The sequence below is a fragment of the Bradyrhizobium sp. LLZ17 genome, from assembly GCF_041200145.1.
Lineage (GTDB): Bacteria > Pseudomonadota > Alphaproteobacteria > Rhizobiales > Xanthobacteraceae > Bradyrhizobium.
Map to the genome: position 1 here is coordinate 4,467,831 of NZ_CP165734.1, position 20,451 is coordinate 4,488,281.

Annotated in this window: 16 protein-coding genes and 3 pseudogenes; 11 read left to right on the top strand and 8 right to left on the bottom strand. The window is 65.0% G+C overall.

The features are described 5' to 3' along the window. Positions 1–8 precede the first annotated feature (8 nt). Positions 9–1,190: a substrate-binding domain-containing protein gene (locus tag AB8Z38_RS21540; RefSeq protein WP_369719831.1), complete on the bottom strand. Its 1,182-nt coding sequence runs from the start codon at positions 1,188–1,190 to the stop codon at positions 9–11. Positions 1,191–1,370: 180 nt separating this feature from the next. On the opposite strand from AB8Z38_RS21540, the gene AB8Z38_RS21545 reads away from it, so the two are divergent. Further along, a complete protein-coding gene (locus AB8Z38_RS21545) occupies positions 1,371–1,805 on the top strand; it encodes a MarR family winged helix-turn-helix transcriptional regulator (protein WP_369719832.1) in 435 nt (144 codons plus the stop codon). Between the two features lie 346 nt (positions 1,806–2,151). Here AB8Z38_RS21545 and secA read toward each other — a convergent pair. Continuing rightward, positions 2,152–4,991, bottom strand: a pseudogene (secA, locus tag AB8Z38_RS21550) (preprotein translocase subunit SecA). Between the two features lie 353 nt (positions 4,992–5,344). Between secA and AB8Z38_RS21555 the strand changes: the two are divergent. From AB8Z38_RS21555 to AB8Z38_RS21565, 3 genes are all read left to right on the top strand, one after another. Next, complete coding sequence (locus AB8Z38_RS21555; RefSeq protein WP_369719833.1) at positions 5,345–6,280, top strand: peptidylprolyl isomerase; 936 nt, start codon at positions 5,345–5,347, stop codon at positions 6,278–6,280. Between the two features lie 101 nt (positions 6,281–6,381). Next, the gene (argJ, locus tag AB8Z38_RS21560; protein WP_369719834.1) at positions 6,382–7,623 is read left to right on the top strand and encodes a bifunctional glutamate N-acetyltransferase/amino-acid acetyltransferase ArgJ; all 1,242 of its coding nucleotides are present in this window, start codon (positions 6,382–6,384) and stop codon (positions 7,621–7,623) included. A 40-nt stretch (positions 7,624–7,663) separates the two neighbouring features. Further along, complete coding sequence (locus AB8Z38_RS21565) at positions 7,664–8,074, top strand: (deoxy)nucleoside triphosphate pyrophosphohydrolase (RefSeq protein WP_369719835.1); 411 nt, start codon at positions 7,664–7,666, stop codon at positions 8,072–8,074. A gap of 169 nt (positions 8,075–8,243) precedes the next feature. On the opposite strand, the gene AB8Z38_RS21570 is transcribed toward AB8Z38_RS21565, so the two are convergent. Beyond that, positions 8,244–9,092 (bottom strand): methyltransferase domain-containing protein, encoded by an 849-nt coding sequence (locus tag AB8Z38_RS21570; RefSeq protein ID WP_369726566.1) that lies wholly within the window; start codon positions 9,090–9,092, stop codon positions 8,244–8,246. A gap of 64 nt (positions 9,093–9,156) precedes the next feature. On the opposite strand from AB8Z38_RS21570, the gene AB8Z38_RS21575 reads away from it, so the two are divergent. The 4 genes from AB8Z38_RS21575 to AB8Z38_RS21590 are packed head-to-tail and all read left to right on the top strand — an operon-like array spanning position 9,157 to position 11,643. Further along, entirely contained in the window at positions 9,157–9,954 is a 798-nt protein-coding gene (locus tag AB8Z38_RS21575; protein ID WP_369719836.1) for a ComF family protein, read from the top strand. Between the two features lie 47 nt (positions 9,955–10,001). Further along, the gene (gene grxC / locus AB8Z38_RS21580) at positions 10,002–10,277 is read left to right on the top strand and encodes a glutaredoxin 3 (RefSeq protein ID WP_369719837.1); all 276 of its coding nucleotides are present in this window, start codon (positions 10,002–10,004) and stop codon (positions 10,275–10,277) included. Continuing rightward, complete coding sequence (locus tag AB8Z38_RS21585; protein WP_369719838.1) at positions 10,274–11,152, top strand: carbon-nitrogen hydrolase family protein; 879 nt, start codon at positions 10,274–10,276, stop codon at positions 11,150–11,152. The genes grxC and AB8Z38_RS21585 overlap by 4 nt, the downstream gene beginning before the upstream one ends. After that, positions 11,149–11,643 (top strand): DUF1178 family protein, encoded by a 495-nt coding sequence (locus tag AB8Z38_RS21590; RefSeq protein WP_369719839.1) that lies wholly within the window; start codon positions 11,149–11,151, stop codon positions 11,641–11,643. Before AB8Z38_RS21585 ends, AB8Z38_RS21590 begins: the two co-directional genes overlap by 4 nt. Here AB8Z38_RS21590 and AB8Z38_RS21595 read toward each other — a convergent pair. The 3 genes from AB8Z38_RS21595 to AB8Z38_RS21605 all read right to left on the bottom strand — a co-directional run bounded on the left by AB8Z38_RS21595 (position 11,640) and on the right by AB8Z38_RS21605 (position 14,053). After that, the gene (locus AB8Z38_RS21595; protein ID WP_369719840.1) at positions 11,640–12,539 is read right to left on the bottom strand and encodes an EamA family transporter; all 900 of its coding nucleotides are present in this window, start codon (positions 12,537–12,539) and stop codon (positions 11,640–11,642) included. The genes AB8Z38_RS21590 and AB8Z38_RS21595 overlap by 4 nt on opposite strands. A 258-nt stretch (positions 12,540–12,797) precedes the next feature. Beyond that, positions 12,798–13,571, bottom strand: coding sequence for a bifunctional 2-polyprenyl-6-hydroxyphenol methylase/3-demethylubiquinol 3-O-methyltransferase UbiG (ubiG, locus tag AB8Z38_RS21600; protein WP_369719841.1), 774 nt, complete (start codon positions 13,569–13,571; stop codon positions 12,798–12,800). A 14-nt stretch (positions 13,572–13,585) separates the two neighbouring features. After that, entirely contained in the window at positions 13,586–14,053 is a 468-nt protein-coding gene (locus AB8Z38_RS21605; RefSeq protein ID WP_369719842.1) for a PH domain-containing protein, read from the bottom strand. Positions 14,054–14,214: 161 nt separating this feature from the next. Here AB8Z38_RS21605 and AB8Z38_RS21610 point away from each other — a divergent pair. From AB8Z38_RS21610 to prfA, 3 genes and pseudogenes are all read left to right on the top strand, one after another. Continuing rightward, a pseudogene (locus tag AB8Z38_RS21610) lies at positions 14,215–15,472 on the top strand (aspartate kinase). Between the two features lie 282 nt (positions 15,473–15,754). Further along, a pseudogene (ptsP, locus tag AB8Z38_RS21615) lies at positions 15,755–18,024 on the top strand (phosphoenolpyruvate--protein phosphotransferase). Between the two features lie 59 nt (positions 18,025–18,083). Beyond that, positions 18,084–19,169 carry a peptide chain release factor 1 gene (prfA, locus tag AB8Z38_RS21620; RefSeq protein ID WP_369719843.1) on the top strand — a complete coding sequence of 362 codons (1,086 nt, stop codon included), beginning with the start codon at positions 18,084–18,086 and terminating at the stop codon, positions 19,167–19,169. Positions 19,170–19,172: 3 nt separating this feature from the next. Here prfA and AB8Z38_RS21625 read toward each other — a convergent pair whose 3' ends face one another. Together AB8Z38_RS21625 and AB8Z38_RS21630 are read right to left on the bottom strand one after the other, a co-directional pair. Beyond that, entirely contained in the window at positions 19,173–19,655 is a 483-nt protein-coding gene (locus AB8Z38_RS21625; protein WP_369719844.1) for a MarR family winged helix-turn-helix transcriptional regulator, read from the bottom strand. Positions 19,656–19,764: 109 nt separating this feature from the next. Further along, the gene (locus AB8Z38_RS21630) at positions 19,765–20,163 is read right to left on the bottom strand and encodes a hypothetical protein (protein WP_369719845.1); all 399 of its coding nucleotides are present in this window, start codon (positions 20,161–20,163) and stop codon (positions 19,765–19,767) included. Positions 20,164–20,451 lie beyond the last annotated feature (288 nt).

Below are 20,451 nucleotides of genomic sequence, written 5' to 3' on the forward strand. Positions count from 1 at the left end.
CGCCGGCGTCAGACCGGCTTGATCAGCTTGAAGTCGAGGCCGTCGGCTTCGGCGAGATACATCTGCATCCGGGCATGGCCGTTGCGAACGGTGACGGGGCCGCGCGCGCCGCCATAGACGATGTTGCGGCCCGCCGTGAGCATCGGCCCCATCGCCAACGTGCCGGCCTTGTTCGCGACGGCTTCGAGGAAACGCAGCCCTTCATAGGTGGATTGGCCGAGCGAGCCGATCGGCGGCCCGTTCGGCCCGAACATCAGGCGGTAGCGGCTTTGGAAGTCGTCATTAGCCCGCGAGCCGATGCCGGGAAAATAGCCGGAGGCGCAGAACATGTTCTCGCTGTTGTCGGCGCCGATGCCGAGCAGCACGGTCTCGTCCATGGCACCGGCCAGCCGCAGCGTCGTGGCGGCAAGGCCGCATTCGCCGAACGCGCGGTTGAAGGTGATGCTGTCGGTGCCGATCAGCGAGATCAGGACGACGTCCGGCCTCGCGGCACGGATACGCGCCAGATGCGGCTCGTGATTGTCTTCACCGAGAGGAACGAACTCCTCGCCGACGACCTGGCCTCCGGCCTCCTTGATGTAGCGCTTGACCGCGCGGTGGGACTGCCATGGCCAGACATAGTCGCTGCCGATCAGGTACCAGCGCGCCGCCTTCTTGACGTCGGCAAGCCAGTGGATCGACGGCCGGCTCTGCCAGCGCGGCGTCTCGCCGATCGCCATGACGCCCGGCGTCTGCTCGCCGCCCTCGTAAACGGGCGTGTAGATGTAGGGAATGCGGTGCCGCGTGGTGACCTTGCGCAGACCGACCCGTACCGCGCTGGTGTGCAGTCCGACGATGAGATCGACCTCGTCGAACGCGATCGCCTGCTCGGCGCGGTCCAGGATCTCGTCGAGTGGACCGCCGGCGTCGTAGATCGAAAGCTCGATCTCGCGTCCGAGAATGCCGCCGCGCTTGTTGATCTCGGCGACCGCGAGCTGCGCACTGCTGGTCGCACACGGACCCCAGACGCCGGGCGAGCCGGTGCAACAGATGAAGCCGCCGATGCGAAGCTTGTTGGCGCCGCGCCGCTTGAGGAAGGCATGATCACCCGGCGAGAGCGCGCCGTCGGCCACCGACGACAGATTCCGCAACAGCAAGGACGGCGGCAACGCCGGACCGCCGTGAGCCGGGAAGTTTACCGTCGCGTGCACGCCAACTCCTGTCTGGCACCAGACTTGAAAGCACATTGAGGCAGGCGGCCGCGGCATCCGCCCTTTTGTTGTGCAATCATCCTATTTTGAAAATATTGAATATTCAAGAATTGAAGTGCATATAGATGCAGCATTGATTGCAAGACATTCACTCAATTGGGTCAAGACGAAGCCTTAGCCGTGGCAAAACCGAACTCCCCGATCACCGAACACCTCGCTTATTTGCTCGCGCAAGCCAACCGGGAGATCAACCGGCAGCTGGAACTGCGGTTGAGCAAGGAAGGCGTCCCCGTCGAGCAGTGGCGCATCCTCAAGGTTCTCTCCGATGGCAACGGCCATTCGATGGGCGAGCTTGCGGATGCCGTGCTGCTCAACCATCCGACGCTGACCAAGATGATCGACCGCATGGTCTCCGACACGCTGGTCTATCGCGTGCAGGACCCCAACGACCGCCGCAAGGTTTTGATGTTCATCTCCGACCGCGGCAAGGTGCTGAGCAAGAAGCTCAACACGCTCGCGGTGGACCAGGAGGAGCACATCCTGGAGAGCTACGGCGACAAGTCGACGAGCGAGCTCAAGCGGTTGTTGGAGAGTTTGATCGACAGCTCGAATTGAGTGTTGGTTAGCGCACGCCATCTCAACACACGTCGTCCTGGACCAGCGAAGCGGAGCGCCGATCCAGGACCCATTACCCCAGAACGCGGCTTGGCGAAAACTCGCCGTCGCCAGCTTCGCGCCACAACCTCTCCCCGGGATAATGGGTCCTGGCTTTCGCCAGGACGACGTGGTGAGAGCGCTGAGCACCACACACAGCTGTCATCGCCCGATTTAATCGGGCGATCCAGTATTCCAGAGACTGATGTGTTTTGAGCCGAGAAGCCGCGGCGTACTGGGTCGCCCGGCTAAACCGGGCGACGACAGCGGAGAGTGAGGCACCGACTTCGCACCTCACACCTTATGTCTACGCGTACCGCCCGTGGCAGTGCTTGTACTTCTTGCCTGAGCCGCACGGGCAGTCCTCGTTGCGGCCGATCTTGCCCCAGCTTGCCGGATTCTTCGGATCGCGCAACGCGGCGTCGGTGGCCTGCGCGCCGAGCGTGATGCTGGCGAGCGCCATCTCGTCTTCGCCGGTGTTCGGGTCGAACTTGTGCGCTTCCATCGCGGGCAGCACCGGGGCTTCCTGCTCCGGCGGGACGATCTCGACCCGCATCAGCTGCGCGGTGACGGCCTCACGCAGATGCGCGCTCATTTCCTGGAAGAGGTTGAAAGCCTCGGTCTTGTACTCCTGCAACGGATCGCGCTGGCCGTAGCCGCGCAGGCCGATCACCTGGCGCAGATGGTCGAGCATGATCAGATGCTCGCGCCAGAGATGGTCGAGCGTCTGGAGCAAAATGGTCTTCTCGACGTAACGCATCACGTCGGGGCCCCATTGCCCGACCTTGGCCGCCATGTGCTCGTCGGCGCGGGTCTCGATGCGGCTGAGCAGCTCCTCGTCGGCGATGCCCTCTTCCTTGGCCCAGTCCTGGACCGGCAGGTCGAGATCGAGCACGCGCTTCAGCTCTTCCTTCAGACCGGCGACGTCCCACTGCTCGGCATAGGCATGCTCGGGCACGTGTTTGGCGACGAGGTCGTCGATGAAGGCGTGTCGCATGTCGGCGACCGTCTCGGCGACGCTCTCGTCCCTCATCAGCTCGACGCGCTGGTCGAAGATCACCTTGCGCTGGTCGTTCTGGACGTTGTCGAACTTGAGCAGATTCTTGCGGATGTCGAAGTTGCGGGCTTCGACCTTCTGCTGGGCCTTTTCGAGCGCCTTGTTGATCCAGGGATGGATGATGGCCTCGCCCTCCTGCAGGCCGAGACGCTGCAGCATGCTGTCGAGACGATCCGAGCCGAAGATGCGCATCAGATCGTCTTCCAGCGAGAGGAAGAACTTCGAGCGGCCGGGGTCGCCCTGACGGCCGGAACGGCCGCGGAGCTGGTTGTCAATGCGGCGGGATTCATGCCGCTCGGAGCCGATGATGTAGAGGCCGCCCGGCTTCGTCACGGTCTTGGCGGGCTTCGATCCCTTGGCCGGCTCGATCTCGACGGTCTCCTCGGCCTTCAGCACGATCTCGCGGAAGCGCTCGACGTCGGCCTTGATCTGCTCGATCTTCCTGGCCTTCTCGGCCTCGTCCTCGATGCCGGCAGTTTCCTTTGGGATGCGCATCTCGAGCGAGCCGCCGAGCTTGATGTCGGTGCCGCGGCCGGCCATGTTGGTCGCGATCGTGATCGCGCCGGGCACGCCCGCTTCGGCAACGATATAGGCTTCTTGCTCGTGGAAGCGCGCGTTCAGCACCGCGAACAACTTTGCGGGCTTGCCAGCACGGGCGGCGGCATAGAGCTTGTCGAGGGCGTTGTCCTTGCCGAAATCGATCTGCTTGTAGCCGTGTGCCTTGAGGAACTCGGCGAGCACTTCCGACTTCTCGATCGAAGCGGTGCCGACCAGCACCGGCTGCAGCCGCGAATTGGCGCGCTCGATCTCGGCGAGGATGGCGCCGTATTTTTCCTTCTGGGTGCGATAGACCTCGTCGTCCTCGTCGAGGCGCCCGACCGGCACGTTGGTCGGAATCTCCACCACTTCGAGCTTGTAGATGTCAAACAGCTCGTCGGCTTCCGTCAACGCCGTGCCGGTCATGCCGGCGAGCTTCTCGTACATCCGGAAATAGTTCTGGAACGTGATCGAGGCCAGGGTCTGGTTTTCCGGCTGAACCTGCACGTGCTCCTTGGCTTCCAGCGCCTGGTGCAGGCCTTCGGAATAGCGGCGGCCCTGCATCATGCGTCCGGTGAACTCGTCGATGATGATGACCTCGTCGTCGCGGACGATGTAGTCCTTGTCGCGGGTGAACAGCGTGTGGGCACGCAGCGCCTGGTTGATGTGGTGCACGACGGAGACGTTCTCGACGTCGTAGAGCGATTCGCCCTTGAGCTGGCCGGCGTCGCGCAGCAGCGTCTCGATCTTCTCCATGCCGGCTTCGGTCAGCGTCACCGTGCGCTGCTTCTCGTCGACCTCGTAATCGGTCTTGTCGAGCTTGGGCAGGAAGCCGTCGATGGTGTTGTAGAAGTCGGAACGGTCGTCGAGCGGGCCGGAAATGATCAGCGGCGTGCGCGCTTCGTCGATCAGGATCGAGTCGACTTCGTCGACGATCGCGTAGAAATGCGGCCGCTGGACCATGTCCTCGAGCCGGTACTTCATGTTGTCGCGCAGATAGTCGAAGCCGTATTCGTTGTTGGTGCCGTAGGTGATGTCGCAGGCATAGGCCGCCTTGCGCTCGGAATCGTCGAGGCCGTGGACGATGACGCCGGTGGTCAAACCGAGGAAACTGTAGATCTGGCCCATCCAGGCGGAGTCGCGGCGGGCGAGGTAGTCGTTGACGGTGACGACGTGGATACCTTTGCCGGCCAGCGCGTTGAGATAGACCGCAAGCGTCGCAACCAGCGTCTTGCCTTCGCCGGTCTTCATCTCGGCGATGTCGCCCTCATGCAGCACCATGCCGCCGATCAGCTGGACGTCGAAATGGCGCTGACCGAGCGTGCGCTTGGCGGCCTCGCGCACGGTGGCGAAGGCCGGCACCAGCAGATCGTCCAGCGTCCTGCCCTCGGCGAGCTGCTTCTTGAATTCGGCGGTGCGCGCCTTGAGCTCCTCGTCGGAGAGCTTGACGAGCTCGGGCTCCAGCGCGTTGATCGCGTTGACGCGGGACTGATATCCCTTCACCCGCCGGTCGTTGGCGGAGCCGAAAACTTGCGGGCGAGCGCGCCGATCATACCTAGTTCCTGTGTTCGCGATTCAACCGCGTTGCGGCCAAGAAGTTGTCGTCCGCCTGCCCATCAACTCGCCGTGACGCCCGATGGCACCAGAGCCCGGACCGCGGGGTTCATCCGCCATATGGGTGGGAATTGAGCAAGTCCGGGTTCAACGGCCAAAAACGCAGCAAAATAAACGCCATCGCCATGGTCGCGACCGGGCAGAGATATGGCCCGGTCAGGGCCTTGTCAACGGCAGCCGCATTGCCGCTAATTCATCATTTTGACAGAGTTTTCGCGTTGCCAAGCCCCCCTGAATTGGGCGAGTGTCCGCCCCGCTCGAGCAGCCCCCTGCTTCAACAAAAGGATTTTCCATGACCACCTCGTTCCCGGTAACCAAAACCGGCCTGCGCTTCGGCCTCGCCACCGCCCTCGCGGGCTGCCTTGCGCTGGCGCTGATCGCAGGTCCCGGCCGGGCCGCCGATGACCCTGTTCTGGCCAAGGTCAACGGCGCGGACATCAAGAAGAGCGACGTGGCCATGGCCGAGGAGGAACTCGGGCCGAGCCTTGCCCAGATGGACCCCGCGACCAAGGACGAGAACGTCCTGTCCTTCCTGATCGACATGAAGATCGTGTCCAAGGCCGCCGAGGACAAGAAGGTCGCCGACGGCGAGGAGTTCAAGAAGCGGATGGCGTTCGCCCGCAACCGCCTGCTGATGGACAGCCTGCTCGCCCAGGAGGGCAAGGCCGCCACCAACGATGACGCCATGAAGAAGGTCTATGAGGAGGCCTCCAAGCAGATCACCGGCGAGCAGGAGGTGCGCGCCCGCCACATCCTGGTCGAGACCGAGGACGAGGCCAAGGCGGTGAAGGCCGAGCTCGACAAGGGCGCCGATTTTGCCGAACTCGCCAAGAAGAAGTCCAAGGATCCGGGCTCTGCCGACGGCGGTGACCTCGGCTTCTTCACCAAGGAGCAGATGGTGCCGGAATTCTCCGCGGTCGCCTTCGCGCTCGAGCCGGGCAAGATTTCCGACCCCGTCAAGTCGCAGTTCGGCTGGCACATCATCAAGGTCGAGGAAAAGCGCAACCGCAAGGCGCCGGAGTTCGAGCAGGTCAAGCCCCAGATCGAGCAGTATGTGACCCGCAAGGCCCAGGCCGATTATGTCGCCAAGCTGCGCGCCGAGGCCAAGGTCGAGCGGATGGACCAGCCGACTGCCGACGCGTCCAAGGACGCCAAGCCGGCTGACGCTGCCAAGCCTGCCGATGCAAAGCCGTCCGACAGCAAGATGGCGCCGCCCGCGAAGAAGTAAGAATTCGCTGTCACTTCGCGGACGCCAATAGTATCTAACGTCGCAATGGCCGGGCTTTGCCCGGCCATCTGCGTGTCCAGACCCTACCAAGGCGCCCTCCGATGTCCTCAGCCGTCTCCCCGCTCGCCCCGACACATGTCCCCGAGATGCCCGCAATCGCGGGAATCCGTCTCGCCACGGCCGAGGCCGGCATCCGCTACAAGAACCGCACCGACGTGCTGCTGGCGGTGATGGACAAGGGCACCGCAGTCGCGGGCGTCTTCACCAAGTCGAAATGCCCGTCCGCGCCGGTGGAATGGTGCCGCGCGAAACTGAAGGGCGGCAAGGCCCGCGCCCTCGTCGTCAATTCCGGCAACGCCAATGCCTTCACCGGCAAGACCGGCCGCGGCTCGACCGCGCTGACCGCGAAGATCGCGGCGAAGGCGGTCGGGTGCAGCGAGAGCGAGATCTTCCTGGCCTCGACCGGTGTGATCGGCGAGCCGCTGGACGCGACCAAGTTCGACGGCGTGCTCGGACGGCTGGCCGAGACCACCGAGCCGGCCTCCTGGCTCGGCGCGGCCCAGGCGATCATGACCACCGACACCTTCCCGAAGGTCGCGACCGCCACCGTCAAGCTCGGCAAGGCCAAGGTCACAATCAACGGCATGGCCAAGGGCGCCGGCATGATCGCCCCCGATATGGCGACGATGCTGTCGTTCATCTTCACCGACGCGCCGATCGCGCCCGCCGCGCTCCAGGCGCTGCTCAAGAGCGGCGTCGAGGACACCTTTAACGCCGTGACGATCGACGGCGACACCTCGACCTCGGACACGCTGCTGGCGTTCGCGACCGGCGCCGCCGCCGAGCAGGGCGCGCCGAAGATCAGCCGCGCCAGCGATCCGCGCCTGAAGGCTTTCACCGAGGCGTTCCATCGCGTGCTGGCCAATCTCGCCGAACAGGTGGCGCGCGACGGCGAAGGTGCGCGCAAGCTGGTCGAGATCACGGTCGAGGGCGCCGTTTCGAAGGCATCGGCGCGCAAGATCGCGATGTCGATCGCCAACTCGCCATTGGTGAAAACCGCAATCGCCGGCGAGGACGCCAATTGGGGCCGCGTGGTGATGGCGGTCGGCAAAGCCGGCGAGCCGGCCAATCGCGACAAGCTCTCGATCGCCTTCAACGGCATCCGCGTCGCCAAGAGCGGCGCGCGCGATCCGTCCTATGACGAGGCGCAGGTGTCGGAAGCGATGAAGGCGCCGGAGATCGCGATCAAGGTCTCGCTTGGCCTCGGCAAGGGCCGCGACCGTGTGCTGACCTGCGACCTCACCAAGGAATATGTCGCGATCAACGGGGATTACAGGTCATAGATCCTCTCCCTCAACCCAAACGCGGGCAGCCTTTCCGAGCATGGCCGATCTCAAACTGACATTGGTGGTGGCCTGCGCACTGATCGACGCCGACAAGCGCGTGCTGATCGCGCAGCGTCCCGAGGGCAAGACGCTGGCCGGCCTGTGGGAATTTCCGGGCGGCAAGTGTGAGCCCGGCGAGCGGCCGGAGCAGAGTCTGATCCGGGAGCTCGACGAGGAACTCGGCATTACCGTCGCCGAACCTTGCCTCGCGCCGCTGACCTTTGCGAGTTACGCCTACGAGACCTTCCACCTGCTGATGCCGCTCTACGTCTGCCGCCGCTGGGAAGGCTTGGTGACGGCGCGCGAGGGCCAGACGCTGGCCTGGGTCCGCGCCAACAAGCTGCGCGACTATCCGATGCCGCCCGCCGACATCCCGCTGATCCCGCATTTGATTGATTTGCTGATGTGAGACGATACGCACAGCACGCCTCAATCTCCATCGTCGTCCCGGACAAGCGCGCCCAAAGCGCGCGCAGATCCGGGACCCATAACCACAGGGTCATATTGTAGAGGAAGTGGTCACTCCGAGTCGTGGCAACAACTGCTTCCTGTGGCTATGGGTCCCGGCCTTCGCCGGGCTATGTCTTCCTCACCTTCTTCACCGCCTCCGCCAGACTGGCTTTCGCCGATCCCGGCTTCAGCGGTTGCTGCTGGCTTGCATGCGGCGCCCAGCCGGAAAGCCAGATGATGTCGAAGGTCGCGCGGATGCGGCCGTCGGCATCGGCAAAGCGCTCGGCATAGATTTCGGCCATGCGCAGCAGCGTCGCGCGCCGGGACGGTGTGCGGCGCCGCTCGATCAGCACATTGGCCGCGCCCATGCGGCGGAGATCCTGCATCAGCGCAAAGGCGTTGGAATATCGCACCACGACGCGGTCGACGTCGGTGACGGGCAGCGCGAAGCCCGCCCGTTGCAACAGCGCGCCGATGTCTCTGAGATCAGCGAAGGGTGCCACGCGCGGCGATACGCCGCCCTCGCATTCGGCTTCGGCTGCCGCGAAAGCCTGGCGCAGCTCGGTCAGGCTGTCGCCGCCGACCATCGCCGCCAGTAGCAGCCCGTCCGGCTTCAGCGCGCGACGGATTTGCGCGAGCACGCCCGGCAGGTCATTGACGAATTGCAGCGCCAGCGCCGACACGACGAGGTCGAGGCTCTCGGGCGCGAAGGGCAGCTTCTCCTCGCCGGTTGCACCAGGCGCAATCCGCTGAAGAGAGGGCAACTGTGCACGCAAGGCTGCGAGCCCCTCGCCGGACGTCCAGAGATCGGCCGGAGCGTGAAACTCGCGCATCACCGCGCCCAGCCGGTCCGACATGTCCTCGGCCACGCGATCGAGCAGAAATCTCACCGCACCTTGCGCCTGCGCGCGCCGTTGCCGCGCATGCAGCAACGCACGATCGAACAGAGCGGGCGGGATTTGCGAGTCTTGAGCCATGCCGCTGGTTACGCCGATCACGACGGTTCTGGCAATCCACTGCGTGTGGCGCTAGCCTTCCCCTATGGAAGTCGACACCGCTCGCTTGCGTTCCATCGCTGCGCCCCTGCGCAGCGCGTGGACGGCCGGCCGCCACGTGCTGTCGCACGCGGCAAGGCTCGCGCTCGACATTGCGCTGCCGACCTTGTGCGTATCCTGCCGCGAGCCGGTCGATGGCGAAGGCGTCTGCGCGGCCTGCTGGGCAAAATTGTCGTTCATCGCCCCGCCCTATTGTCCGCGGCTCGGCATTCCCTTCGTCTACGACCCCGGCCCCGACATGCTGTCGATGGAGGCGATTGCAAGCCCGCCGGCGTACCAGCGGGCCCGCGCAGCGGTGCGCTATGACGACGTCGCGCGCACGCTGGTGCATGCGCTGAAATACCAGGACCGCACCGATCTGGCGCCGGCCATGGGCCGCTGGATGGCGCGGGCGGGGGGCGAGCTGCTCACGGGTGCCGACATGCTGGTGCCCGTTCCGCTGCATTGGCGAAGGGCCTGGCGCCGCCGCTACAACCAGTCCGGGGCGCTGGCGCGCGTCATCGAGCGCCAGAGCGGCGTGAGGGTGCGCGGCGAGGTGCTGCGCCGGGTGCGCGCCACCGAGCAGCAGATCGGCCTGTCGCGGGCCCAGCGCGCCACCAACGTGCAGGGCGCGTTCCAGGTATCTGCTGACCGTCAGCCCGAGGTTCAGGGCCGCCGTATCATCCTGATCGACGACGTTCTGACCTCCGGCGCGACGCTGGACGCCTGTGCGCGGGCCTTGCTCCGGGCCAAAGCGGCGCAGGTCGACGTGCTGGTCTTCGCCCGGGTTGTCGAGAGCCGGTGAAGTCCCATATAATTCAATGAATTCATGACATGAGAGCGCCAGGCAACATGACCGCTGCTGTCGAGATCTACACCAGGCCGGGCTGCGGCTACTGTTCCGCCGCCAGGTCGCTCTTGGCCCGCAAGAAGGCCAGTTTCACGGAATTCGACGTCGCCAAGAACCCGTCCTGGCGCGACGAGATGTACGATCGCGCCGGCGATGGCGCGACATTCCCGCAAATCTGGATCGGCGGAACCCATGTCGGCGGCTGCGACGAACTTTACGCACTCGACCGCGCAGGCAAGCTCGACGCCCTGCTTGAGAGCGTGAAAGCCGTATCATGAGCGAGAATCGGAGCTTCACCGCTGCCATGGTGCAGATGCGCACCGGCCTGATGCCCGAGCCGAGCCTCGCGCAGGCAACCAGGCTGATCCGCCAGGCGGCGGCGAATGGCGCCGACTACGTGCAGACGCCCGAAGTCAGCAATATGATGCAGCTGAACCGCAAGGCGCTGTTCGAGCATCTGCAGCGCGAAGAGGACGACACCTCACTGAAAGCCTACCGCGCGCTCGCAGCCGAGCTGAAGATCCACATCCATGTCGGCTCGCTGGCGCTGCGCTTCTCCGAGGAAAAAGCGGTCAACCGTTCCTTCCTGATCGGGCCCGAGGGCGATCTGCTCGCGAGCTACGACAAGATCCACATGTTCGACATCGAGCTGCCGGACGGCGAGAGCTATCGCGAATCCGCCAATTACCAGCCGGGCGAGACCGCCGTGATCTCCGACCTGCCGTGGGGCCGCATCGGACTGACGATCTGTTACGACGTGCGCTTCCCAGCGCTCTATCGCGCGCTCGCCGAGAGCGGCGCCTCCTTCATCACCGTGCCCTCCGCCTTCACCCGCAAGACGGGCGAAGCCCACTGGCACGTGCTGCTGCGGTCGCGCGCGGTCGAGACCGGCTGCTTCATCTTTGCCGCGGCACAGGCCGGCCTGCACGAAAACAAGCGCGAGACGTTCGGTCACTCGCTGATCGTCGATCCCTGGGGTGAGATTCTCGCCGAAGGCGATGTCGAGCCCGGCATCATCATGGCGAAGATCGACCCGGCCAAGGTCGAGACCGCGCGCCGGGCGATCCCGTCGCTCCAGCACGGCCGCCGCTTCGGTGTCGCCGACCCCAAGGCGGGGCCGGACCATCTGCACCTGGTGCGGGGATCGGCATGATTCGCTACGCGCTCCACTGCGACCGCGACCACGCGTTCGAAAGCTGGTTCCAGAGTTCGGCCGCGTACGATTCGCAGGTGAAGCGCAAGCTCGTGACCTGCCCGGCCTGCGGTTCGGCCAAGATCGAAAAGGCGATCATGGCGCCGCGAATCGTCGGCAAGAAGGGCCGCGGACGGGCAACGCCGCCGCCGGAGCCGGCCACCACGACCACCACGCCCCCCACACCGGAGGCTGCGCCGTCCGGATCGACCTCGCTGCTGATGGCGCAGGAGCGCGAGCTGCGCAGCAAACTAAAGGAGCTGTGCGATCACATCGTCAAGAACGCCGACAACGTCGGCGAGCGCTTTGCGAATGAAGCCCGCGCGATGCATTACGGCGACAAGGAGCACCGCCCGATCTACGGCGAAGCCTCGCCGGACGAGGCGAAGTCGCTGATCGACGAGGGTATCGAAGTGTCGCCGCTGCCGACGCTGCCGGAAGACCGGAATTAGGCGCCCACCAGCACCGCGACGCCGATCACAATCAGCACGATGCCGAAAATTTCGCGCGGGGCGATCGGCTGCTTGAACGAGTAGTACGCCACCGCTTGCGCGAACAGCACCTCGATCAGTGCGAGCGTGCGGACATTGGCGGCGGCCGTCAGCGCGAACGCCAGGAACCAGAACTGAGAGGCGAAGGCGCCCATGAAGCCCGCCAGCAGCGACGGTTTCCACAAGCCCAAGATCGCCTGAAGCACTTTCGGCGCGCGCCAGAGCAGGTAGATCGTCAGGATCAGCGTCTGCACGAACAGGCCGAGCACCAGCGTGAACGATGCCGCCGTCACGAACGAGATATCAGGCACATTGATGATCGCGCCGCGAAAGCCGACTGCTGAGAGCGCGAATGCCGCTGCGGCGACGAGGCCGGTGATGGTCGGCTTCAATTCGGCAAAGCTCTTCTCACCGCCCGGCCGCAGCGCCGTGATGACGACGCCGACGGTCGCGATCACGATCGCCAGCACCTTCAGCCATGTCAGGTGATCGCCGAGGAAGACGAAGCCGAAGATCGCGGTCTGGATCGCCTCGGTCTTGAGGTACGCCGTCGTCACCACGAACGAGCGGTCGTTCATCGCGAGCAGCATCAACCCGGTGGCAACGATCTGGCTGAGCGCGCCGAGCAGGAGCCACGGCCAGAACACCGACGGCGGCATGTCCAGATGATCGCCGGTCGCGACCAGCACCGCGCCGAGGAACAACAGCGAGAACGGGAAGCCGAACAGGAAGCGGATATTGGTCGCGCCCCAGGTCCCCAGTGGCTTGGTCAGCGACCGCTGCATCGCATTGCGCGCGACCTGCCCGAGCGCGGCAATAACGGTGAAGGGAATCCAGAGGCTGGTGACGGTGAACATGGGGGGTGTGTGCGATGGGGAGAGGAAGATTGCGGCCAACGTGCCGTCAGCAGTTCGGCAGGTCAACTGCACGAACGTCATGGGAGCGATGCCGGCGTCTCGAATACGCTGTCGTCCTGGCGAAGGCCGGGACCCATAACCACAGGATTTGGTTTGGCGAAGACTCGTGGTTACGAGCTTCGCGCCACGACTGCTCCCTGGGGTAATGGGTCCTGGCTTTCGCCAGGACGACACCGAATGTTTGCGAGCCGCGCCGCCTCACACCATCGCTTCCGCCACCACCATGTAGTTCACGTCCATGTCGGAGGAGAGCGTCCATTTGTCGGCGAAGGGGCTGTACACGACGCCGGTCTGCTCGGTGATGACGAGACGGTTGTCGAGGAGATGCTTCGTCAGCTCGTCGGGGGTGACGAATTTGTTCCACTCGTGGGTGCCGCGCGGCAGCCAGCGCAGGACGTATTCGGCGCCGACGATTGCGAGCGCAAAGCTCTTCCAGTTCCGGTTGAGCGTCGAGACCACCATCAGCCCGTTCGGCTTCAGCATCGACGCACAGCGCTTCAGGAAAAGCCCGACATCGACGACGTGCTCGACGACCTCCATCGCCAGCACGATGTCGAAACGCTCGCGGGGGTCGATCTCCTCCACCGTGGTGCAGCGATAGTCGATCGACAGATGGCTCTTGTCCGCATGCAGCTTTGCGGCCGCGATGTTGCTGACCGACGGATCCACGCCGATGACCTGCGCGCCCAGCCGGGACAGCGGTTCGCATAACAGGCCGGCGCCGCAGCCGATATCGAGCACGCGCAGGCCGCCGAGACAGTTGAGGCTGCGCATATTGCGCTCGAACTTGCGGCAGGCGGCATCGCGGATGTAGCCGAGCCGCAGCGGATTGATCCGATGCAGCGGCGCCATCTTGCCCTTGGGGTCCCACCACTCCTCGGAGAGCTTTGAGAATTTTGCGATCTCGGCGGCGTCGACGGTCGAGCCCGGCTGCGGGCTTGCGGTTGCGGAAATATCTTGCTGCATGCTCATGATTGCGCGCGGTCCTACCGCGTGGTGATCGAACTACGGAAAGCGAGCGGCGAGGCAATGGTCGCGATGGTTTCGCGCCCCTCGCCGACACCGTTGATGGTGACGTCGCCATAGTTGAGAATTCGTCCGAGAATCGTCTGGTTGACGTCGACGCTCTCGACCTTGTCCAGCGCCATCTCGAAGGTGCGGCGCTTGATGAATCCGGTCTTGTGCACGACCCGCAGATTGGTGACGTCGGTCTCGGTGGTGAAGCGGTGGAACCAGCCCCTCACCGTCCAATAAAGTGCCGCCAGCGCCACCAGGCCGGAGGCGACGAGGCAGAGCAGCACAAGTCCTTCGACGATGGTTTGCCGGGACAGGATGAACAGGATGAGGGCTGCGATCCAGGCCAGAATGGCCGGGAAATAGAAGATCCAGTGCGCATTGGTCGAGTACAGCACCCGCTCGCCCGGCTGGAGGATCTCGTCGATATAGCGCGCCATGATCTCGGTTAACCCATTGCCCCAAGCTTGACCTCAAGCCTGCCCCCGCAGGAACCCGCTTGCCCCCGGCCCCGCCGCTATGTATACGCGCGGTCGGCATCCGTGGCCCCGTCTCGCGCGGGTCACCATACTTATCATTATAAGGGAATGCACGCGTCGTCATGAGCCGCCTCGTGATGAAATTCGGCGGCACATCCGTCGCCAACATCGAACGTATCCGCAACGTCGCACGCCATGTGAAGCGTGAGGTCGACGCTGGCCACGAGGTGGCGGTGGTGGTCTCCGCGATGTCCGGCAAGACCAACGAGCTGGTGGCCTGGTGCACCGAGGCCTCGCCGATGCATGACGCGCGCGAATACGACGCGGTGGTCGCCTCCGGCGAACAGGTCACTTCGGGCCTGCTCGCCATCGTGCTCCAGGGCATGGGCATCCAGGCCCGCTCGTGGCAGGGCTGGCAGATCCCGATCAAGACCAGCGACGCCCATGCCTCGGCCCGGATCGAGGAGATCGACGGCACCGAGATCATCAGCCGCTTCAAGGAGCAGAAGGAAGTCGCGGTGATCGCCGGCTTCCAGGGCATCAATCCGCAAACCAATCGCATCACCACGCTCGGTCGTGGCGGCTCCGACACCTCGGCGGTGGCGATCGCCGCCGCCGTCAAGGCCGACCGCTGCGACATCTATACCGACGTCGATGGGGTCTACACCACTGACCCGCAGAATCGTGCCGAAGGCCAAAAGGCTCGACAAAATCGCGTTCGAAGACATGCTGGAACTGGCCTCCCAGGGCGCGAAAGTGCTCCAGGTGCGCTCGGTGGAACTCGGCATGGTCCACAACATGCCGATCTTCGTCCGCTCGAGCTTCGACAAGCCCGAGGATATTGACCCGCATGCCAACCAGCCGCCCGGCACGCTGATCTGCAGCGAGGAGGAGATCATGGAAAGCCACGTCGTGACCGGCATCGCTTTTTCGAAGGACGAGGCCCAGATCTCGGTGCGCCAGATCGAGGACAAGCCCGGCGTGGCTGCGTCGATCTTCGGCCCGCTCGCGGATGCCAACATCAACGTCGACATGATCGTGCAAAACGTCTCCGAGGACGGCAAGACCACCGACCTCACCTTCACCGTGCCGGCGGCCGACTACACCCGCGCCAGGGACACGATCACCGGTGCCAAGGCCAAGATCGGCTACCACAGGCTCGACACTGCGACCGACGTCGCCAAGATTTCGGTGATCGGCAGTGGCATGCGCAGCCATGCCGGCGTCGCCGCCCAAGCGTTTTCGGCCCTCGCCGGACGGAACATCAACATCCGGGCCATCACAACCTCCGAGATCAAATTCTCGGTTCTGATCGACACTGCCTACACCGAGCTTGCGGTGCGCACGCTGCACACGCTCTACGGCCTCGATCAATCTTAGACTAATTTTCTCTTAGCGGCCGCAGCAAACGCGAAGGTGTAGACACCTTCGCGTTTGGCAGGCGTTTTGCTTGGCAAAACAAGCCCCAATTCGCTATACGGCGAACAGGGTGGTCTGCCACAGACTGCGCCCCAGTTGAGGCGGTGCTGATTCGGCTCAGGCGTGGGCCCGGACGATTGCCTGGGCCGGCGCCGGATGAGCAAATTCGTTGTTTTTCTGGATTTTTCGGGTGAGCCGCCGGCGTCCCTTTCGGGCCCGGCTGACGAGGGAGATTGAGGGGACATGCGGAGCGCGTCGGGAGGTCCCCGCGTCTTGTTGAGACGGCTCCGCGAAACCATGGCGGAGCAGGTCTCGGCCCAGGAGCGGCTGGACAAGATCGTGGTGCTGATCGCCGCCAACATGGTGGCCGAGGTGTGCTCGGTCTACGTGCTGCGCGTCGACAATACGCTCGAGCTCTACGCCACCGAAGGCCTCAACCGCGAAGCGGTGCACCACACCGTGCTGACTGCCCATGAGGGCCTGGTCGGTCTCGTCGCCAGCGAGGCAACGCCACTCAACCTGAACGACGCGCAGAGCCATCCAGCCTTCTCGTTCCGCCCCGAGACCGGCGAAGAAATTTACCACTCCTTCCTCGGCGTGCCGATCCTGCGTGCCGGCAACACGCTCGGCGTGCTGGTGGTGCAGAACCGCGCCAAGCGCACCTATGTCGAGGAAGAGCTCGAGGCGCTGCAGACCACCGCCATGGTGCTGGCGGAGCTGATCGCCTCCGGTGAATTGTCCGCGCTGGCCCAGCCCGGCCAGGAGCCGGCTGCGCGGCATTCCATGCAGAAGGTCGGCGCCATTCTGTCGGAAGGCATCGCGCTCGGCCATGTCGTGCTGCACGAGCCGCGCGTCGTCATCAAGGATTACATCGCAGAGGATCTGCCCAAGGAGATCAAACGGCTCGACACCGCGCTCGCCAAGCTGCGCTCCGACCTCGACCGCATGCTGGAGCGCGGCGACGTCGCCGAAGGCGGTGAGCATCGCGACGTGCTCGAAGCCTACCGCATGTTCGCCAACGACCAGGGCTGGTCGCACAAGCTGCACGAGGCCGTGGCAACCGGTCTCACGGCGGAGGCCGCCGTCGAGCGCGTGCAATCCGACACCCGCGCCCGCATGCTGCGTTCGACCGATCCCTATTTGCGCGACCGGCTGCACGATCTCGAGGATCTCGGCTACCGGCTGATGCGGCAGCTGGTCGGCCAGGACCACGCGCCCTCGCGCGAGCAACTGCCCGACAACGCCATCGTCATCGCACGCGCGATGGGACCGGCGGCGCTGCTCGACTACGACCGCAAGCGCCTGCGCGGCATCATCCTGGAGGAAGGCACCGCCAATTCCCACGTCTCGATCGTGGCGCGCGCGCTCGGCATTCCCGCGGTCGGCGAAGTCCCGAATGCGCCGGGTATCGCCGATCCCGGCGACGCCGTCATCGTCGACGGTACGTCGGGCTCGATCTATGTGCGCCCGTCGCAGGAAGTCGAGGCGGCCTTCGCCGAGCGCGTGCGCTTCCGCGCCCGCCGCCAGGCGCGCAGTATCTGGCGCTCCGCGACCGGCCTTGCGTCACCAAGGACGGCGAGAAGGTCGAGTTGCTGATCAACGCAGGGCTGGCGATCGACCTGCCGCATATCGAGGACACCGGCAGCGCCGGCATCGGCCTGTTTCGCACCGAGCTGCAATTCATGGTCGGCCAGAGCCTGCCCCGCACCAGCGACCAGCTCGCGCTCTACCGCGCCGTGCTGGATGCGGCGGGCAGCAAGCCGGTCACCTTCCGCACCCTCGACATCGGTGGCGACAAGGCGCTGCCCTATATGGAGACCGTGATCGAGGAGAACCCGGCGCTCGGCTGGCGCGCGATCCGACTCGGGCTCGACCGTCCCGGGCTGCTGCGCGGCCAGATCCGCGCGCTGTTGCGCGCCGGCGGCGGCCGTGCGCTGCGCATCATGTTCCCGATGATCTCCGAGGTCGCCGAGTTCGATGCGGCAAAGGCGCTGGTCGAACGCGAGCTCACTTATCTTCGCCAGCACGGCCATACGCTGCCGGAGCGGATCGACATCGGCACCATGGTCGAGGTGCCGGCGCTGCTCTACCAGCTCGACGAGCTCCTGAAGAAGGTCGATTTCATCTCGGTCGGCTCCAACGATCTGTTCCAGTTCCTGTTCGCGGTCGACCGCGGCAATGCCAAGGTCTCGGAGCGCTTCGATACCATGTCGGCGCCGATCCTGCGTGCGCTGCGCGACATCGCGCGCAAATCGCACGCGGCGAAGAAGTCGCTCTCGCTCTGCGGCGAGATGGCCTCGAAGCCGATCGGTGCACTGGCGCTGATCGCGATGGGCTATCGTTCGCTGTCGCTCTCGGCGACCGCGCTCGGCCCGGTCAAGGCGATGGTGATCGACCTCGACGCCAAAAAGGCCGAAGCGATGCTCGGCCCGTTGCTGGACGCGCCCGCCGGCAGCGTCTCGATCCGGCAGAAGCTGACGGAGTTCGCCGAGGCTGAGGGGCTGGCGTTGTAGCGGGCCTGTCCGCCCGTCTTCGCCGCCTCGCCTCCGTCCGCCCTTTTGAGACCATACCGATGTCGTCACTCCCCGAAGCCAAACTGGATGTCCTGCTCGCCCATCACGCCTCCCTCGAGGCCGAATCGCTCGGCCAGCTCTCCTCCGAGCGTTATGTGCAGATCACACGCGAGCTCGCCGAGATCGGTCCGCTGATCGAGGCGGTCAAGGCTTATCGTTCTGCCGCCAAGGAGCTCGCGGATACCGAGGCGCTGATCGCCGATCCCGCCACGGACGCTGAGATGCGCGGCATGGCGGAGGCCGAGCGCGACGAGCTACGTCCGAAGATCGAGGATCTGGTCCAGAAGATCCGGGTCGCGCTGTTGCCCAAGGATGCCATGGACGACCGCAACGTGGTGCTGGAAATTCGCGCCGGCACCGGCGGCGACGAGGCTTCGCTGTTCGCCGGCGATTTGTTCCGGATGTACGAGCGCTTTGCGAGCTTGCAGGGCTGGAAGGTCGAGGTGATCTCGGCGAGCGAGGGCACGGTCGGCGGCTACAAGGAAATCATCGCGGAGGTTCAGGGTCGCGGCGCCTTCTCGAAGCTGAAGTTCGAGTCCGGCGTGCATCGGGTGCAACGCGTGCCCGACACCGAGACCCAGGGGCGCATTCACACGTCCGCAGCTACCGTCGCCGTGATGCCGGAGGTCGAGGAGGTCGACGTCGAGGTCAAGAACGACGATTTGCGCATCGAGACCATGCGCGCGGGAGGCGCCGGCGGGCAGCACGTCAACAAGACCGAATCGGCGATCCGCATCACGCACATCCCGACCGGCATCGTGGTGATGATGCAGGACAGCCGCTCGCAGCACAAGAATCGCGCGTCCGCCATGAACATCCTGCGTTCGCGCATCTACGACGCCGAGCAACAGCGGCTCGACGCGGCGCGCTCGGCCGAGCGCAAGGAAAAGGTCGGGTCCGGCGACCGCAGCGAGCGCATCCGCACCTATAATTTCCCGCAAGGACGCGTCACCGACCACCGCATCAATCTGACGCTCTACAAGCTGCCGCAAGTGATCGCGGGCGAAGCGCTGGGCGAGCTGATCGACGCGCTGACCACCGAGCACCAGGCCGCGCAACTCGCCGCGCAAGGCGCGGCGGCGTGATGCTCACAGCTCCTTGAACTCTCGAAACGACTTCAGCAACCGGCTGAGCGCCGGACTCGCGGCGCGGCGAAGCTCCTCGAGGTTTTTCCGCGAGAGCGCGTGGAGCTTCTGCTCTCCCTTCTTCGTCAGCCTGAGATGAACGCGCCTGGCGTCCTCGGGATCGGCAAGCCGGCTGACCAAGCCGAGCTTTGCGAGACGGTTGATCAACTCGACCGCCGAATGATGCCGGATCAGCAGGAACCGTGCGACATCGCCGACGGTCGAGGGGCCCGGACCAGCAAAACCCTTGATGCCGAGCAGCGCCTGATGCTGCGTCGGCGTCAATCCCTGCTGCGCGGCGGCTGCCTCGCTGAACGCCAGAAAGCTCCGGATCTGGTAGCGAAACTGCGCCAGTGCGGTGTAATCGGCGTCGCGCATCGTGCGCTTGCTCGGACGGCGAGCGGACGCTGCCGCCTTGGATCGCTGTGGCCTCTTCGCCTCCGCCATGCCGCGCTGTCCGACTCTGCTGCCCGGCGAGGCGGGCAGCTTGGCAAAGTAACAAGCCACCGGCTCCGGACCAACCGGCCGGTGTGGCGATACACAGATATCCGGTCGCCTATTCGAAGCTGGAGAGCAGGATTTTTACGAGAATGACCTGGAATGCGATCGGTATGCGGACGCTCTTCCGCCGGATCGACCGCTGCAGCGCACTGGCGACCTCAGCGCTGGTCAGAGCGCCGGAAGCCGCGTTGGCGATCAACCGTTCCCACATCTTCGAGAGCGAGCCGCCGGGCCGGAGCACCGGCGTGATGGTCACCCCGCATCCCTGCGCCCAGACGATGATCTCGCGCATCGTGCGAGGGCCGCAATTGCGCGCAGTTGCGAGGCGCTCGGCGGTCAGCGCCAGCAGCAACTCGCGAGAGGGCGACCATTTCCCCTTCGGCGGCTGCTCGCCGGTGAGCTCGACCGCGAGTTCCTTGAGCACGTTCTGGGCGCGCACGCTCAGCGTCATCATCGGGCCGGGCGCCCGCTTCCCCTGAACCGAGCCTGCGGACGTACCGCGCCAACCTCCCGGGCGGTTGCGCAGCTCGGATATTTGGGGCGTGTCGCCGGGCTGCGGGCCCGTGCGCTGGTCGCCTCCGTCAGCGGCCGGCCGCTCCGCTACTTGCGGCCAGGACTGCCGCTTCCGACCCTCCGCTGCTCGCCTCTGCCGTGTCATCGCGCTCGCCAAACCCGCCCGTCTCGTACTCACAAAGGCTAATGTATATCGTGAGACGATATGTTTTCACGAGATAATTTTCGT